The 15,251-nt window shown below is 63.8% G+C and carries 15 protein-coding genes and 2 pseudogenes; 6 read left to right on the top strand and 11 right to left on the bottom strand.

The annotated features are described in order from the left end of the window. Positions 1-114: 114 nt before the first annotated feature. Complete coding sequence (locus tag GEM_RS32330; RefSeq protein ID WP_272148389.1) at positions 115-237, top strand: hypothetical protein; 123 nt, start codon at positions 115-117, stop codon at positions 235-237. Here the strand turns inward: GEM_RS32330 and GEM_RS23045 are convergent. The 3 genes from GEM_RS23045 to GEM_RS23035 form a co-directional block, all read right to left on the bottom strand. Further along, positions 234-1,166, bottom strand: coding sequence for an ornithine cyclodeaminase family protein (locus GEM_RS23045; RefSeq protein WP_014899811.1), 933 nt, complete (start codon positions 1,164-1,166; stop codon positions 234-236). The two genes, GEM_RS32330 and GEM_RS23045, sit on opposite strands and share 4 nt — an antisense overlap. Positions 1,167-1,177: 11 nt before the next feature. After that, positions 1,178-2,236: a proline racemase family protein gene (locus GEM_RS23040; protein WP_014899810.1), complete on the bottom strand. Its 1,059-nt coding sequence runs from the start codon at positions 2,234-2,236 to the stop codon at positions 1,178-1,180. 100 nt (positions 2,237-2,336) lie between these two features. After that, positions 2,337-3,311, bottom strand: coding sequence for a LysR family transcriptional regulator (locus tag GEM_RS23035; RefSeq protein ID WP_014899809.1), 975 nt, complete (start codon positions 3,309-3,311; stop codon positions 2,337-2,339). Between the two features lie 394 nt (positions 3,312-3,705). On the opposite strand from GEM_RS23035, the gene GEM_RS23030 reads away from it, so the two are divergent. The 3 genes from GEM_RS23030 to GEM_RS23020 all read left to right on the top strand — a co-directional run bounded on the left by GEM_RS23030 (position 3,706) and on the right by GEM_RS23020 (position 5,779). After that, on the top strand, positions 3,706-4,662 hold the full coding sequence (locus GEM_RS23030) for a DMT family transporter (protein ID WP_014899808.1): 957 nt from the start codon (positions 3,706-3,708) through the stop codon (positions 4,660-4,662). Positions 4,663-4,771: 109 nt separating this feature from the next. Then, entirely contained in the window at positions 4,772-5,542 is a 771-nt protein-coding gene (locus GEM_RS23025; RefSeq protein WP_014899807.1) for a pyrroline-5-carboxylate reductase, read from the top strand. Between the two features lie 48 nt (positions 5,543-5,590). Continuing rightward, on the top strand, positions 5,591-5,779 hold the full coding sequence (locus GEM_RS23020) for a 4-oxalocrotonate tautomerase (protein ID WP_014899806.1): 189 nt from the start codon (positions 5,591-5,593) through the stop codon (positions 5,777-5,779). Between the two features lie 143 nt (positions 5,780-5,922). On the opposite strand, the gene GEM_RS23015 is transcribed toward GEM_RS23020, so the two are convergent. Further along, entirely contained in the window at positions 5,923-7,164 is a 1,242-nt protein-coding gene (locus GEM_RS23015; RefSeq protein WP_014899805.1) for a M24 family metallopeptidase, read from the bottom strand. A 298-nt stretch (positions 7,165-7,462) separates the two neighbouring features. Continuing rightward, positions 7,463-7,852: pseudogene (locus tag GEM_RS23010) on the bottom strand (LysR substrate-binding domain-containing protein); the annotation flags it as partial. Positions 7,853-7,857: 5 nt separating this feature from the next. Here GEM_RS23010 and GEM_RS23005 point away from each other — a divergent pair. Beyond that, positions 7,858-8,574 (top strand): GntR family transcriptional regulator, encoded by a 717-nt coding sequence (locus GEM_RS23005; protein WP_041490795.1) that lies wholly within the window; start codon positions 7,858-7,860, stop codon positions 8,572-8,574. Between the two features lie 470 nt (positions 8,575-9,044). Continuing rightward, positions 9,045-9,285 (top strand): annotated as a pseudogene (locus tag GEM_RS30435) (integrase core domain-containing protein); the annotation flags it as partial. Positions 9,286-9,309: 24 nt separating this feature from the next. Here the strand turns inward: GEM_RS30435 and GEM_RS23000 are convergent. From GEM_RS23000 to GEM_RS22975, 6 genes are all read right to left on the bottom strand, one after another. Beyond that, positions 9,310-10,503: an MFS transporter gene (locus GEM_RS23000; RefSeq protein ID WP_014899802.1), complete on the bottom strand. Its 1,194-nt coding sequence runs from the start codon at positions 10,501-10,503 to the stop codon at positions 9,310-9,312. 136 nt (positions 10,504-10,639) lie between these two features. After that, positions 10,640-12,067: an MFS transporter gene (locus GEM_RS22995; RefSeq protein WP_014899801.1), complete on the bottom strand. Its 1,428-nt coding sequence runs from the start codon at positions 12,065-12,067 to the stop codon at positions 10,640-10,642. Between the two features lie 207 nt (positions 12,068-12,274). Beyond that, positions 12,275-12,718, bottom strand: coding sequence for a type II 3-dehydroquinate dehydratase (gene aroQ / locus GEM_RS22990; RefSeq protein WP_014899800.1), 444 nt, complete (start codon positions 12,716-12,718; stop codon positions 12,275-12,277). A gap of 19 nt (positions 12,719-12,737) precedes the next feature. Next, positions 12,738-13,571 carry a shikimate dehydrogenase gene (aroE, locus tag GEM_RS22985; RefSeq protein WP_041490794.1) on the bottom strand — a complete coding sequence of 278 codons (834 nt, stop codon included), beginning with the start codon at positions 13,569-13,571 and terminating at the stop codon, positions 12,738-12,740. Next, the gene (locus GEM_RS22980; RefSeq protein WP_014899798.1) at positions 13,571-14,791 is read right to left on the bottom strand and encodes a CaiB/BaiF CoA transferase family protein; all 1,221 of its coding nucleotides are present in this window, start codon (positions 14,789-14,791) and stop codon (positions 13,571-13,573) included. The genes aroE and GEM_RS22980 overlap by 1 nt, the downstream gene beginning before the upstream one ends. Beyond that, positions 14,791-15,249, bottom strand: a complete 459-nt coding sequence (locus tag GEM_RS22975; protein ID WP_014899797.1) for a MaoC family dehydratase — start codon at positions 15,247-15,249, stop codon at positions 14,791-14,793. The genes GEM_RS22980 and GEM_RS22975 overlap by 1 nt, the downstream gene beginning before the upstream one ends. Positions 15,250-15,251 lie beyond the last annotated feature (2 nt).

Below are 15,251 nucleotides of genomic sequence, written 5' to 3'. Positions count from 1 at the left end.
GGACCGTGAGTATCCGACGCTTTCGATATTTGCGAGTCTCGGTCGGCCGCTGAAGCGGCGCTGTGTGGCTTAGCAATCGCTCTTGCAAGCGAACGGCGGCGCGAGACCAGCATCTTGTGGCTCGATCAGGCCGAGCGGGTCGATATCGATCGCGCGCTGAACGGCGCCGGCGAGTCATCGTTGCATGGCCGGCGCGTGCTTGCGATTGTGCCGGACGTTGATCGAGCCGACGGCTAGTACGTCTTCAAATGCTCGACAACATATTGACTCACGATCAGGTCCTGGTGCGCGCCGCCGGCATTCTTGTAAACCGTCCGATCCGCGGCCGAACGATGGAACGCCGGCATCCGGCACAGATCGAACAGATCGCCTTCGATGTCACTTTCCCGAATGACGCCCGCCTGCATCGGGATCTGAATGTCGCCCGACTGCGCAGCGTTCTGGTGGTCGTCCACGAAGATCCGCGCACCGCGGAACACCTCGCAATCCGCTTCCTGCATATCGGGTCGATATCCGCCGACCAGATCGACATGGGTGCCGGGCCGCACGCATTCGCCCCGGATCACGGGCGTGGATGCGCTGGTGGCAGCCGTGATGATGTCGGCACGAGCTACCGCGGCATCGAGATCCTCGACAATCTGTGCGCGGATGTTTCGTGCGTCGAGCGCCGCGCGTGCGGCCTCCAGCTTCGACAGCGTGCGATTCCACAACAGCACTTCGCGGATGGATGGCCGGATGTGCAGGTAAGCGTCCGTCAACGACCGTGCAACCGGACCCGCACCCAGCACCAGCAGGACCTCGCTGTGCTCGCTGCTGAGCATGCGTGCCGCCAGCGCGGAATCGGCCGCGGTCTTCCAACGCGTGATTTCGGGACCGTCGAGCAGCGCGACGAGCCCCTTGGTGCGCTCGTCCAGGACGAGAAACGCGGCTTGCTCCGACGGCAGTGGTGGGGCGGCTGCAGCATTGGCCGGATGGATCGACGCGACCTTGACGCCGGCCCCCCTGCCCGGCAGGATCACGCCCCGGCTGAACAGGCCGAAGCCCGCATCCCCGATGAAGTAGCTGTCACCGACAGGCCGGGCGCCGGCGTGCCCGCGGTGCAACGCGTCTAGCACGCCGGACCAGTCGAGTACCGACTGGATCTGCTGCGCGGAAATGATCTGCATGCGCACCGTTCCTACTGCTTCGGCCAGATGTCGCCCACGGTGTAGCCCTCCGGAAACGGATCGTCGCGATCCAGCACGATGGTGTGGATGCCATGGATCCAGCTGGTGCCGGCCAGCGTCGGCACCACGGCCGCTTGCTCGCCGATGCGGGTCGTCTCTTCCAGGCGGCCGGTGAAGACGGTGCCGAGGATGCCCTGGTGCCGGAAGTCCTGGCGCAGCGGAAGCTCGCCCTTGGCGTGCAACACGGCCATCTTGGCACAGGTGCCGGTGCCGCAGGGGCACCGGTCGATCGCGCCGGTCCAGGTGGCCGGATCGTCCCACGAGAGCGGCCCGGTGGGCATCGTGACCGCGTTCTTCCAGTCGGCCCGCGGGTCGTCGGTGGGGCCAGAGAGCTGGGAAATCGTGATGCCGACGCCCGGATAATCGGGATGCGTAACCGGCAATTGCTCGATGGCGGCCTGCCGGATCATGGCCGAGACCCGTGCGATCTCCTTGCCGTGTTCGGGCTTCAGTTCCAGCCCCGGAAACTGCCGCACGTCTGCTATCGCGTAGAACATGCCGCCCCAGCCGACATCCACGCGCACCTTGCCCAGATGCGGCACGTCGATCACGGCATCGAGATGCGCGGCAAATGCCGGCACGTTCCTGAACTTGACGCTCTTGACCTTGCCGTCCTTGCACTCGGCCGTGATGCGAATCAGGCCGGCCGGCGCTTCCAGCGTCAGCTCGGTCACCGGCTCCTGCATCGGCAGCATGCCCATTTCCAGCAGCACGGTGGCGACCGAGATAGTGTTGCCGCCCGACATCATCGGGTACTCGACCTGCTCCAGGATGATGTAGCCGGCGTCCGCGTCGGGGTGACACGGCGGCACGATGATGTTGCAACAGTGGGCCGGGTAGCCGCGCGGCTCACGCAGCAGCAGCTTGCGCAGCCCGTCGTCATTGGCCTCCAGCCATTTCATCTTGGCCTGGACCGTATCGCCGGGAATGTGCGGGATGCCGCCGGTCACGACGCGCATCGGAATACCCGAATGGGTTTCCACCGCATGGATGCTTCGCTTGAAACCCATGAGCTGATGTCCTCTTACGTCCCGCCGCCCCTGTGCGACGTAAAGAGAAATTTATGCCAGTTTCGTCGCAAACTTAAGCGACATTTCCTCCGGCATTGCTTCAACTTTTCGTTGAAGATGGCGCGGCGAGCTGCTGCCTGATCCATTGGCAGAATCGTTTGCACACGCTCGCGTCCGCCTTGTCCTTCCGCACGGACAGGTAATGGCCGCGATTCCTCATGATGGTCGAGTGCGGTAGCGGACGCACGAGGTCGCCGCTATCGACCAGGTGCCCGACGAGGTGATGCCAGCCCAGGGCCACTCCCTGATGTGCGAGGGCAAGCTGCACGATGGCCGGATAGTCATTGCTGGTGAAGAGCTGCCGCGGGACCTCGGCGCCCCAGCTGGTATCGACGTCATGCAGCGCCAGCCAGACTTTCCAGTCGATATGCTCGGAAATCTGCGAGCGGCCATAGGCGCTGAGATCCAGCAGCGACATGTCCAGCAAGCCTGCGGGTGCGTTGATCGCGCCATGGCGCTGCAGATAGTGCGGCGTGCAGACCGGATAGACCTCGTCATCGAACAGGTGCTCGCTGTCGTATCCGTCCCGCAAGCTGGCCAGCTTCGCGATGTAGACGTCAGGCTGCACGCCTGCTTCCATCGAGATGAAATTCTGCGTGGCCAGCACGGTGAGCTCGACGTCCGGCTCGTCCTGCAGGAATTCGGGCAGCCGCCTGTGGAGCCACAGCGCCGAAAACGCGGGCGAACAGCACACGATCAGGGTCTGCCGGGCGGGGATTCTCTTGCGCAGGCGTTCGGCGGCCTGGTGAAGATTGATCAGCGAAAGCTGGGCAGCATCCTTGAACATCTCGCCATCGGCCGTCAGCGCGACGGTTCTGCCGGAGCGCACGAACAGCGGCGTCCCGAGGTAGTCCTCAAGTTCCCGCACCTGCTTGCTGACGGCTGCTGGGGTCACGTTCAGCGCGTTGGCGGCCCCCGTAAAGCTGCCGCACTTCGCGGCCGCGAGAAACGACTTGATGGCTCGCAGCGAAAGCGCGCCGACCAGGGTTTCGCCGATTTCGAATTGAGGCGCCATGACGATGTCGATCGACCTGAGGTGATCGGGAAAGAGTCCAATGCAAGGACTTTCCCGGGATTACTTGAGACACCGGCGCCATTTCCGTATTCCGACCGGCCATGCTCAAGACTACCGTAGTGTCACACGAGTCGCGGCTGATTCCGAAGTGCGTCGCAGTGTGCCAAAAATTGTGCCGCTGCGAAATTGAGCGGGCTTATCGGGCTTCAATACCGCGAGTCGGGCGGCCCAGGTTTCTGCATAGCATCGGGCGTGCTTATGCTCGAAATAAGCGTGAGCAGCGTCATCGACCGCCGGGAAATCGACGGCTAGGATCCCGATGACGCAATGGCGTTCGGTTGCATGATCTCCATTCGACCTTTTCGGCTTTCTCGGCCCTCACAGGCAATGGCTGATGATTGACAACCGCTCGGGGCGTACCTTGATACGGACCTATATCGCCTTCGTCCTGCTCGGCGTATTCTGGGGATCGAATTTCATCTACATGAAATGGGCTGCCGCGGTGATCAGCCCCGGCCAGATATCGCTGCTGCGCATCCTGTTCGGCTTCGTGCCTCTGGCTGTTCTCGCGTGGCGGCGGCGCGCGATCCGATTCGACCAGCTGCGCCACCTGCATCATTTTCTGGTGATGGCCGCGTTGGCGACGGCGTTCTCCTACTTCGCGATGGCCAAGGGCACCGCCTTGCTGCCGTCCAGCATTGCCGGGGTACTGGGAGGATCGCCGCCGCTGTTCACGTCGATGGCGTCGGTCCTGTTCCTGCGCCACGAACGCTTGAACCGCCTCACGGCATGCAGCGTGGCGGTCGGGCTGGTCGGCATCGCGCTCATCGCGCGACCGTGGACGAGCATCGGGGCCGACGCCGCCATCGACCTGACCGGCGTTGCCTGGATGCTGGCTGGGTCGGTCGTGTTCGGGCTGTCGTACATCTACGTCCGGCGGTTTCTTTCGCCGATCAACCTCGCGCCGCTGACCGTCGTGACATGGCAGCTCGGTCTCGCGTTCCTGATGCTGCTTCTGTCGACCGACTTCAGCGGGATCGGCCGAATCCTGCTCGACTGGCGCGCGTTTGCCGGGCTGGTGATCGGTCTGGGGCTGCTGGGCACCGCAGGTGCCTTTCTCCTGTACTACTTCATTCTTCAGGAACTCGGCGCCGTTGCGGCGGCCGGCGCGGTGTACATCACGCCGGTCGTCGCGCTGCTGATCGGCTGGGTCGCCGGCGAGCATGTGGGGCCTTTGGAAGTCTTCGCGGTGGTGCTCGTCCTCGGCAGCGTTGCGTTGCTGGAGATGGGGCGCCAGCGCGCCGTGTCCCGTGAGGCGCCGCAGATTCGCGGCGCGGTCAGCTTCGATTGACGGCTCACCACATGGGTCGGGCTCGGCCGTTTCCGAATCCCCGGGCAGGCGACGTCGCAGCGCGACAGAAAGCGTTCGTCGAACATCAATCACGCACAGGTAAAAATCAATGAAGCTTGGATTTGTCGGAACCGGCGTCATCACGAAAGCAATCGTGACCGGTCTTGTCCACTCGCGTCTGCCGTTCGAGCAGATCGTGCTGTCGCCTCGCAACGCGGAAACCGCAGCGGAACTCGCTGGCCTCGATGCGCGCGTTCGCGTGTGCGCCAGCAATCAGGACGTGCTCGATTCATCGGACGTGGTGTGCATCGCCGTCGTGCCGCAGATCACGGTCGACGTGTTGCGCGCGCTGAAGTTCGACACGCGGCATCATGTCCTGGCTTTCGTGCCCGGCTTTTCGGCTGAAGCGTTGCTGAAGCTGGTGCACCCCGCGAAACGCCTTGCCCGGGCGATACCGTTGCCGGCGGTCGCGGACGGCAATGGGTGCACGGCGATCTACCCTGCCGACGATACAGCGAGGGCGTTGTTCGATGCGATCGGCGGAGCCATCGAGGTGGCAGACGAACATCAGTTCGACGCGTTGCATACCGTCACGGCGACGATGGCCAGCTTCTATGCAGTGCTCGAACACCAGGCTGCGTGGCTGACCGATCAAGGGCTGCCCTACGATGCGGCCCGTGCTTTCCTGTCCGGGTATTGCGTGGGGCTCGCCCACGACACGACTCAGACCGATCGCTCGTTTGCGGAGATGATCGCGTATCTGATGACGCCGGGCGGCCTGAATGAACAGTTGCACGCGGAGCTGTCGTCTCATGGCGCCTACGATCACTACGGCAAGGCGCTCGATCGGGTGCTAGCCCGTGTCCAGGGTCGGGCGTAACGCGGTTGATCATTCCGTCGTTTCAATCTGATATCAAGGAGCGTGAGCATGCCTGTCATTCGCGTTGAACTGTTGCCCGGCCGCTCGCACGAGCAGAAGACGAAGTACGTCGAGGAAGTGACGAGACTGACGTCCGACATGCTGAAGTGCCCGGTCGAATCGATCGACGTGATGTTCGTCGAGATTCCTGCAACCGATTGGGCGCATGCGGGGAAGTTTTACGCGCAGCCAAAATGACCCGCGCGTGACGGGGCGGGCGGCGTGGCGGTCCATGCCGGTGCGTGATCGTGCATGCCCGGATCGACCGAGCCGCCGCGCCGCTGCGCAGCTGCGCCGACCGCCGCCTACCGATGCAGGCCGCAGTCGCGTTGCCGGAGCGTCTACAGCCAGTCGGTTTCGAACGGGAACGTCGACAGCGGAACGCAGCCGGTGTCGGTCAGAAGAATCTGCTGCTCGAGCTTGACGCCTTGCTCGCCGCCTTCCGCACCGATGTAGCTTTCGACGCACAACGTCATCCCGCTTTCGAATCGGCCGTCGTATCCGCTGCTTACCCAATCGAAGTAATACGCAACCGACGGATACTCGTCGACCATGCCGATGCCGTGCGCAAGGCAACTGTAGCGGTTCTTTTGATACGCGGCCGGCATGTTCCAGCTGCGTTCGGCGAATTCCCGGAACGTCATGCCCGGGCGCAGCAGATCCATGTTAGTCGTCAATTGCGTAAAGGCGGCGGCATAGAGCCGGCGCTGATCGTCGGTCGGACGAACGTGGCCGACCGTCCAGGTTCGGGAAATATCGGCGCAATAGCCGAACGGACCGACGAGATCGGTATCGAACGCGATCAGTTCGCCTTGCTTCATGGTCCGTGCGCTGCATTCCTGCATCCACGGATTGGTGTGCGGCCCCGACGCGAGCAGCCGCGTCTCGATCCATTCCCCGCCGAGGCGGATATTCTCGTAATGCAGGTGAGCCCACAGATCCTGTTCGCTCATACCCGGGGTGAGCACGTTGTGCATGCGCTGGATGCCCTGCTCGCAGACCGCGACGGCGGCCTTGATCAGCTCGAGTTCGTCCGGGGATTTCACGGCGCGCGCGTGTTCCATCAGCGCCTGTCCGTCGGCGACGCGCACGCCTTCTTCTTGCAGCGCGTAGACGCCTTCGGGATCGAGCCGGTCGACCGCGATGCGCATCTCCGACGGCGTGTGCCGGCGCAGCAGATCGGCGACTTCGCGTGCCCATTGCCTCGCCTTGCGCGCCGATTCCGGGCCCGAGCTGAAGTAATTCCAGCAGGTTGCACCGCGCAGCTCGACGTCGAGCGTGCTGTCGTTCCACACGTGCTCGCAATTGTGGAATTCGAAGCCGATCACGGGCCCGTGCGCAAACACGATTACATAGCGCGTCGGGTTGCGGCCGGTCCAGACCTGCATGTTGGACGTGTCTGTCGCGTAGCGGATGTTGACCGGGTCGTACAGGATGATGGCGGGGCAATCCCGCGCAACGAGCTCCTTCCTGACCCGCTCGAGGCGATAGTGCCGCACACGGTTCATCAGGCCGTCCTCGAAAGGATCAGGATCGTTCGCCTGCATCGACGTCGCAGCGTGAAGCGCATTGACCGCTGACATTGCTCCTCCAGTTCATGGGGGGTATTGATTGTTCGATCGGGTGACAACGTCGCGTATCGGTTGACCGAGATCGCGTCTCGCCGGTTGTGTCCGGATTCGGCAGATGCTTCGAGGCCAGTATCGAAAGGACGAAAAGGCCAGTCAACGCGCTATATTTTCACGCTCGCATCAATATAAGTTATGCGAACGGTCTGCGTGACGGCAGCGCCTGCCCGGTGCCGCCCGACAGGGCGGGGCGGTGAAGGCGAACGACACGGGGCGACGCCGCGCGGTTCGCAGCGTGATGAAGACGCCGTACTCAGCGAACGGGAAGTTCTTCGCGCAACCAGTCGATCAACTGGGTGACCGCGGGGGTAATCGAGCGGCCGTGAGGCACGATGACGAAGTAGGCATCGCTCTGCTTGGACGTTGCAATCGGAATGCGGACGAGTTCGCCGGTGGCGAGCAGGTCGTGCACCAGCCGGCTCCAGCCGAGTGCAATGCCTTGTCCGTATCGCGCGGCCTGCACGGCGTCGGTGTAGAGGCTGCAACGCAGCGTGTAGTTCAGCTTCGGAGGACGGTAGCCTACCGATCGGAACCAGGATTCCCAGCCCATCCATCCTTCGTACGTCGAGTCGGATTCGACGAGCGGAAGTTCGGCGAGCGCTTGGAGCGAATTCGGCGTCCCGTTCTCCTCGAGCACCGGCGGACGCAATGCCACCGGCGGATCGCAAGTCGGCTTTGGGCGACGCATTGCGGCGCCGGATCGTGAACATGGAACTGGCGCCGGGCGCATTGATCGACGAGGCGGCGCTGGCCGACGAGTTCGGGATGTCGCGGCCGCCGATTCGCGAGCTGATCCGGCAGATGGCGGCGGAAGGCTATATCGAGCTCGAGACGAATCGCGCGCCGCGCGTGTCGTCGATGAATTTCCAGTCGCTGCGCAGCTTCTTCATCGCGGCGCCGGTGATCTATATCGCGACCACCCAACTCGCGGCCCTCAATGCCACGCCCGACGACATCGCGCGGCTGCGTGCGATCCAGGCGCGGTTCCGTGCGGCGATCGCCAGCGGCAACGTCGTGGACCGCGTGATCTACAACGACGAATTTCACCTCGAGATCGGCCGGATCGCGCAGAACGATTACCTGATGCCGAGCCTGCGCCGCCTGTTGATCGATCACGCGCGGCTCGGGAAGATGTTCTATCGCTATCCGGCGACGGACACGATGCAGCATACGCTCGAAAGCGCCGTTGTCCAGCACGACCAGATCATCGACGCGCTCGAACGGCAGGATGCCGATGCGGCCGGGCAACTGGTTCGCGACCATTTCGAGCTGTCGCGCCGCCGGATGACCGAGTACGCGGCGCCGCAGGGGATGGCCGTCTCCGTGAACCTCGGCGATCCAGTGTTGGCGCTGGTCAAGAGGTAGTTCCAGAAGATTGTTTGCGTCATTGTTGGTGGGCTGGCAACTAATACTTAAGGGTCCCAGGCTCCGTCAAATTGACCCAAAAGGGACGCCGCTTGAATCCCGAGGAGTCTGCACCGAAGCTGGCCGAATTTTACATAATTAACACTCTCGTCGGACCGCATGCCTGCATCTTGGCGGCTTGTCGGGAGCATCCCGAACGTAACCGAGCCCGTAAGGGCAACTTTTGGGGCATTTGGGCGAGAAGCTGCTCGACGTCCATTTGCCATAGGGCATTGCGGCCGAGATTAGATTGCCGCTGAGCCAAATGTGGGTAGCATTGTGGGTAGGAGGTCATCTGCAACTGCGGGAGTCTTACCTGGCGTGTCTCCGCGGGTGATGGATGTAGTCTGCTGCCTTCCGCCAGTCAAGGGTTTCTGGGCATTCCGACGTCTTCTTCTTCTTCTTCTTCTTCCGCGGACGTCCTGTAGCGCGCCTTCGTCGCACCGGGCAGTCCGTGGCAAATCGGGGTCGTTGAGAGCGTTGACCGCAAGCCGCGCGAGGAATTGCTGAACCGGGAGGGTTCCGCAGTCGTGCCGCAGCCAAGGTGCTCATCGAACGCTGGCGGCAGTTTTACGACGGGCGCCGGCCTCATACCACACATCGCTATCAACTTCCCGTCACCGTCCGGCCTGGCTGGGTTCCGATAATATCGACGCGAGACTCTGCGTCTGACTGGCTACAAAATTCCGCCGCATGTCACACCGTCGCGTCGTTGATTTTGGGCAGCCAGGCAAACGCAATCGTCACCAGCGTGACGCCGACGACGAGCATCGGCACCACCATTGGCCACGCGCCCAGTTGATAGCGCGGATCGGTGAAAGCCGCTGCCGTCTGTCCCACGGTGAAAGCGAAGAACATCATGATGAAGCCGGACCAGGATACCGCGCGGCCCGCAAGATGCGGCAGGCCGCTGACCGCCCCTGCCTGCCCGCATGGCTGATGGATCCCGTGGCCGAGGCAATACACGCCATGCCCCGCGAGCAGCGGCCAGATGCTCCCGGGAAACAACGCGTAGCCCACGGCCTGAATCACCGCGCCGGAAAGGCTCAACGCTGCACCTTGTCGCACCGTTCGCAGCATGCTTTGACGCCGCAGCAACAGGCGGCAGCCATACGTACTCAGGACATAGACGAGCGTACCGCTCGCGGGTATCCAGCCATATCGCTGGGGCGACAGGCCGAGATGCCGGATGTAGATTGCGGGAGAAAGCAATAGAAAGCAGAACATGCCGGTGTACGTCGAGGCGGCCAGCAGCGCCCATACCCTGAACGTGGCATTGCCGAATATTTCGCGCACGTCTCGGGTCGAGCCCCGGCTCGACGCGATTCCGGAGAAACTTTCCTCGAAGCCGTACCAGCACATGACGAGCAGCCCGAACGCATACAGGCTCATCCCTGCGAGCACCCATCGCCATCCGGCCTGCTGCGTGACATACGCACCGAGAATCGGCGCGAGGAACGCCATCATCCCCATTCCCATGAAACCGCGTGCCATCACGTACGGACCATCGGCCGCCGAATACCGGTCGCGCACCGTCGCGCGTGCGCATACCAGTATCGCGGCCATTGCAAAGCCCTGCATTGCACGAGCGGCCACCAGCATTGCTGCGCTTGAAGCGAGCGCAGTTGCCAGCGCTGCCAGCGCATAGAGCGCAAGGCCGGTCAGCAACACGGGACGGCGGCCGAATCGGTCGGAAAGACTGCCCATCGGCAATTGCCCGATACCGAATATCAATGCGAAAACCGTGAGGCTGACGCTGGCAGAGCCCAGCGTTGCGGCGATTTCAGGCAGCGCCGGCAGGTAACTGTCGGTCGCCACCGGCTGGGCCGCCAGCAGAAGCGGCAACATGAGCGCGAAGTTCAGGCGAGCAGGGCGCGTGGTGTCCGGCATGGCGGTTTTCGGCACGGTATCAGGCATCGGGTGAAGGCAGCGGCAACGCAAGTTCGCTCTGCCAGTGAGGGCGCAGCAGCAAGATGGAAATGATTGGCGGACGGGGCGCCGAACACGACGCTCCGTCGAGCGCTGGCTAGCTGCCCAAGGATCCTGGCACGTGTTCGCGCACGATGCGATGGCGCGCCATCGCCGCGACGCGCAGCCGGTCGTATTCCGCCTTGTCGACCTGTTGAGCGTCCGCTCGTCCCAGGTCGTTCATATGGACACGATGGGTCTCGCGTGCGCTCGCGGCTGCGAGCGACGCAATCACGGTGATGCCGAACGCGATCGCACCGACGATCAGCCAGACGTGGTGTCCTCCGGGCGGCGCGACCGCCGTGAACAGCGCGGGCAGCATCGCCGTGGCCGCGGTACCGAGGTTCTGCGCGATTGCCATCGCCGAGACGCGCGTGCGGGTCGGGAAGAGTTCCGGGTAAAAGGCGGGAAATACGGCGTTGTAGCCCTGGTACACCACACCCCACATGAGCATCGACATCGCGAATGCGAGCGGCACGTTGCGGATGCTGATCGCATACAGGTAGGCAAACGCGAGCAGGCCGGCCGCCAGCGAGCCGACGATGATCGGCGGCCGGCGTCCGACCTTGTCGGACAGGTTGCCGACTAACGGAATCACGATCATCGCAACGATATTGCCCACCACCGTGATCCAGAGATAGATATCTTTCTGGAATCCGATTCCATACGCCGGCTGGACCGCATAGGCTGCGCCGAAGATCGTGGCGACGACCGGAATCACGTTCATCATCGACATGCAGGCAACGCGCACCATGTCGGGAAAGTGGTGCCTGAAAGCGTCGGCAACGGGCGAGCCGGCTTGCGACCGGTTGCGTACCGCTTCATCGAAGGCCGGCGACTCGTCGACCTGGCGGCGAATGATCAAACCCGCAACGATGACCAGCGCACTCAGCAGGAACGGAATGCGCCAGCCCCAGCTGTCGAATTGCGCGGACGGCATGTAGTAGGCGAGCGGCAGGAACACGGCGGCGGCCAGCACTTGCCCGGCCTGCACGCCCTGCAGCGTGAAGCTGACGAAGTATCCGCGCCGACCGAACGGCGCGTGCTCCAGGATCATCGAGCTCGCGCCGGTAATCTCGCCGGCCACGGCGAAACCCTGCAGCAGGCGAAGCGCCACCAGCAACGCCGGCGCGATCAGCCCGGCTTGCTGATAGGTCGGCAGCAGGCCGACTCCGACGGTCGAGATTCCCATCAGGAACATGCAGAACAGCAGGACGGTTTTCCGTCCGCGCGTGTCGCCGAGATGGCCCAGCACGAACGCGCCGATCGGGCGCGACACGTAGCCGACACCGTAAGTGGCCAGCGACGCGATGATGGCGGTCGTGGGGCTGCCGTGCGGAAAGAATATCTGCGGGAAGATCAGCGCCGATGCCGTGGCGTAGATGAAGAAATCGTAGTATTCGAGCACCGAGCCGATCCAGCCGCTGACGGCGGCTTTTCTCGATTGGTGCCTGCCCCGGGGCTCGTCTCGCAAGGTCGTGGTCATCGTCGTCTCCAGATATTGATATGTGTGCCGGGCAACGCGGGTGATGCGGGGAGTCGTCACTGCCCGATGTATCGACTCCGTTGTGTGATCTGAACGAGGCCCATCGATACGACGCACGGCGAACAACCGCAGTGCGCAACGCCGTGCACCGGGGAACGGTTGCGCATGTGCGTCGGCCCCGCATCGGCAGCCGATGCGGGAATCGGCCTATTCCTCGCCGAGCGCCGAGACCGCGGCCCTCAGCGCCAGCAGATAGCTTTGGACACCGAAACCGCAAATCTGCCCGCTGACGATCTCGGCCAGCACGGAGTGATGCCGAAACGGCTCGCGTGCATGAATGTTGGACATGTGCAGTTCGACGATCGGGCACGTGAGGATGGCAAGGGCATCGCGAATGCCGTAGCTGTAATGCGTCCATGCGCCCGCGTTGATCAGCACCGCATCCTGGCGTTCCTCGAAGGCGCGATGAATGCGCTCGCACATCGCTCCTTCGCTGTTTGTCTGGAACGAGTCCACCTGTACACCCAGTTCCTCCGCCAGCCCTTGCAGCCGTGCATCGATCTGCGCGAGCGTGATCGTCCCGTACTGTGCCGGGTCGCGCTTGCCGAACATGTTGTGATTGATGCCGTGCAGCATCAGGATCTTCTTCATGCGAATCTCCATCGCGTGTTCAATCAAAGGGCACGGCCAGCCGATCGATCACCGAACCGGTCTCGGGGCGCACGCCGCGCCACCATGCAAACGCTTCGGCCGCCTGCTCGACCAGCATGCCGACGCCGTCCGCAATTCCATGTACGCCTGCGTTTTTCGCGAGCCGGAGAAACGGCGTCAGACGCTTGCCGTAGGCAAGTTCGTAGGCCGTGCCGGCCGGACTGAACACGCTCGGCGGGACCGGCGGCAGGTCGCCGGTCAGGCTCGCCGACGTCGCATTGACGACCAGGTCGAAACGCCCCATCCGTGCTAGGTCTGCATAGCCGCCGGCAACGAGCGGACCGCGTCCGGCAACCTGCGCGACCAATGCGCGCGCCTTGTCGACGTCGCGATTCGCGATGACCAGTTCAGCCGGTCCGGCGTCGAGGAACGGCAACAGCGCACCGCGCGCCGCGCCGCCTGCACCGAGCATCAGGACACGCTTGCCCGCCATCGGCAGCTTGAGGTTCGCCTCGATATCGCGAACCAGGCCGATGCCGTCGAAGTTGTCGGCCAGGATGCGGCCGCCGTCGAACTTGAGCGCGTTGGCCGCGCCCGCGAGCTGCGCCCGCTCGCTGCGTTCGTCCGACATCGCGAACGCGTCGAGCTTGAACGGCGCGGTGACGTTGATGCCCTTGCCGCCGTCCTCGAAAAACGCACGAACCGCGGCAGCGAAAGCGCCTGCCGGCTCGACGGGCCCCTCGATGGCCGTATAGCTGAGGTCCTGCCGCGACTCCTGCGCGAAGAGGCCGTGAATCAACGGGGATTTCGTGTGCCCGATCGGATTGCCGATCACCGCGTATTGGTCGGTCATCATTGGCTCGCTTTTGAATAGAGGACGCCGTCGGCCTGCATCGCGTCGATTTCGGCCGAATCGAACCCGAGGGCGCGCGCGACTTCCGCGTTGTGCTGCCCGAGATCGGGCGCGACGTCGTGAATCGTCGTATCGCAACCGGAAAACCGGAACGGCAGGTTGGGCAGGCGCAGCGTTCCGTAGCGCGGATGCTGTTGCTCGACGACCATGCCTCTGGCCTGGATCTGCGGATCGTTCAATACTTCGTCGATGCGCTGCACCTTCGCGCACGGAACGTCGATGCCGTCGAGCAGTTCCAGTACCGACGCGACTGAACGCGCGGCCACCCACGGCTCGACCACCGACAGAATCTCCGCGCGGTGCGCGTTGCGCCCGGTGCTGTCGTGAAACCGCGTGTCGGCGCCGAACTCCGCCGGGCCGCTGTGCGTCGCGATCAGCTCGGCGAAGCGTTTCCACGCGTCGTCGACTTGCGCGGCGATCACGAGATCGCCGTCCGAGGCGCGGAAAACGCCGTAGAGCGTCGAGGTCGGCATGTCGTGCCCGGTCTGCTCGGGCAGCACGCCCTGCAGCGTGTAGCACTGCACCGCATATTCGTGCATCGATACCAGCGTGTCGTACAGCGCCATGTCGATGTGTTGCCCGCGGCCGCTCTTCACGCGCCCCAGCAGCGCGGCGTTGATGGCCGCGACCGCATGAATGCCGGTATACATGTCGCCGAGCGAGATGCGCAGCAGCGGCGGCCGCTCGCCCGGCGTGCCCACCATCTGCATGATTCCGCTCTTGGCTTCCGCGATCAGCCCGAAGCCTGCGCGATGCGCATCGGGACCGGTATGCCCGTACGCCGAAATCGAACAGTAGACGAGGCCCGGATTGCGCGCCGACAATTCGGCATAGCCGAGCCCGAGCTTGTCCAGTGCGCCCGGCCGATAGTTCTCGATGAACACGTCGGCGGAGTCGCACAGCCGCTGCATGAACGCCTTGCCGCGCGCGTCCTTCATGTTGACGCTCACGCCGCGCTTGCCCATGTTGAGCTGCAGGAAGTAGCCGCTTTGCTGGTCGTCGAGCACGGTCGCGTGCTGGCGTCCGGCGTCACCTGACCCGGGGCGCTCGACCTTGATGACTTCGGCGCCGAGCGCCGCGAGACAGCGCCCGACATACGGCCCGGCAAGGAAGTGGCTGTAGTCGACGACGCGAATGCCTTCGAGTGGGCGCGCCTGCATCACAGTGCCTCCGGGCGGCGCGGCACCATCAGGCGATGCTCGCCGCGTTGAACGACCTGACCGTCCTGATTGATCAGCTCCGACGGCAGCACGACGATGCCCCAATCCGGGCGACTCTTGCTGGCCCGCATCGAGCCGACGCGGAACTTCACGTGCAGCACGTCGCCGACCTTGATCGGCAGCAGGAAATCCCAGCTCCAGCCGAGCGACATGCCCGGCAGAAAGCGATAGTCGCTCTGCGTCTTCAGGCCGTCGGCGATGGACAAGCCAAACAGCCCGTGCGCGACGAGGCAGCCGAAATGGCTCGCGTTTGCGTATTCCTCGTCCACGTGGACGGGCGTATGGTCGCCGGTGAGGTCGGCGTACGCGAGAATGCGCTCCTTGGTCACGGTGTAGCTCGGGCTCGTGCACGTGTCACCCTCGCGGGCGTCGTCCCAGTATTTCTCGACGATCGTCATGG

The organism is Burkholderia cepacia GG4 (assembly GCF_000292915.1).
GTDB classification, from domain to species: domain Bacteria; phylum Pseudomonadota; class Gammaproteobacteria; order Burkholderiales; family Burkholderiaceae; genus Burkholderia; species Burkholderia cepacia_D.
Note: the sequence above shows the minus strand (reverse complement) of the source record. Positions and strands in the feature narration are given on the sequence as shown.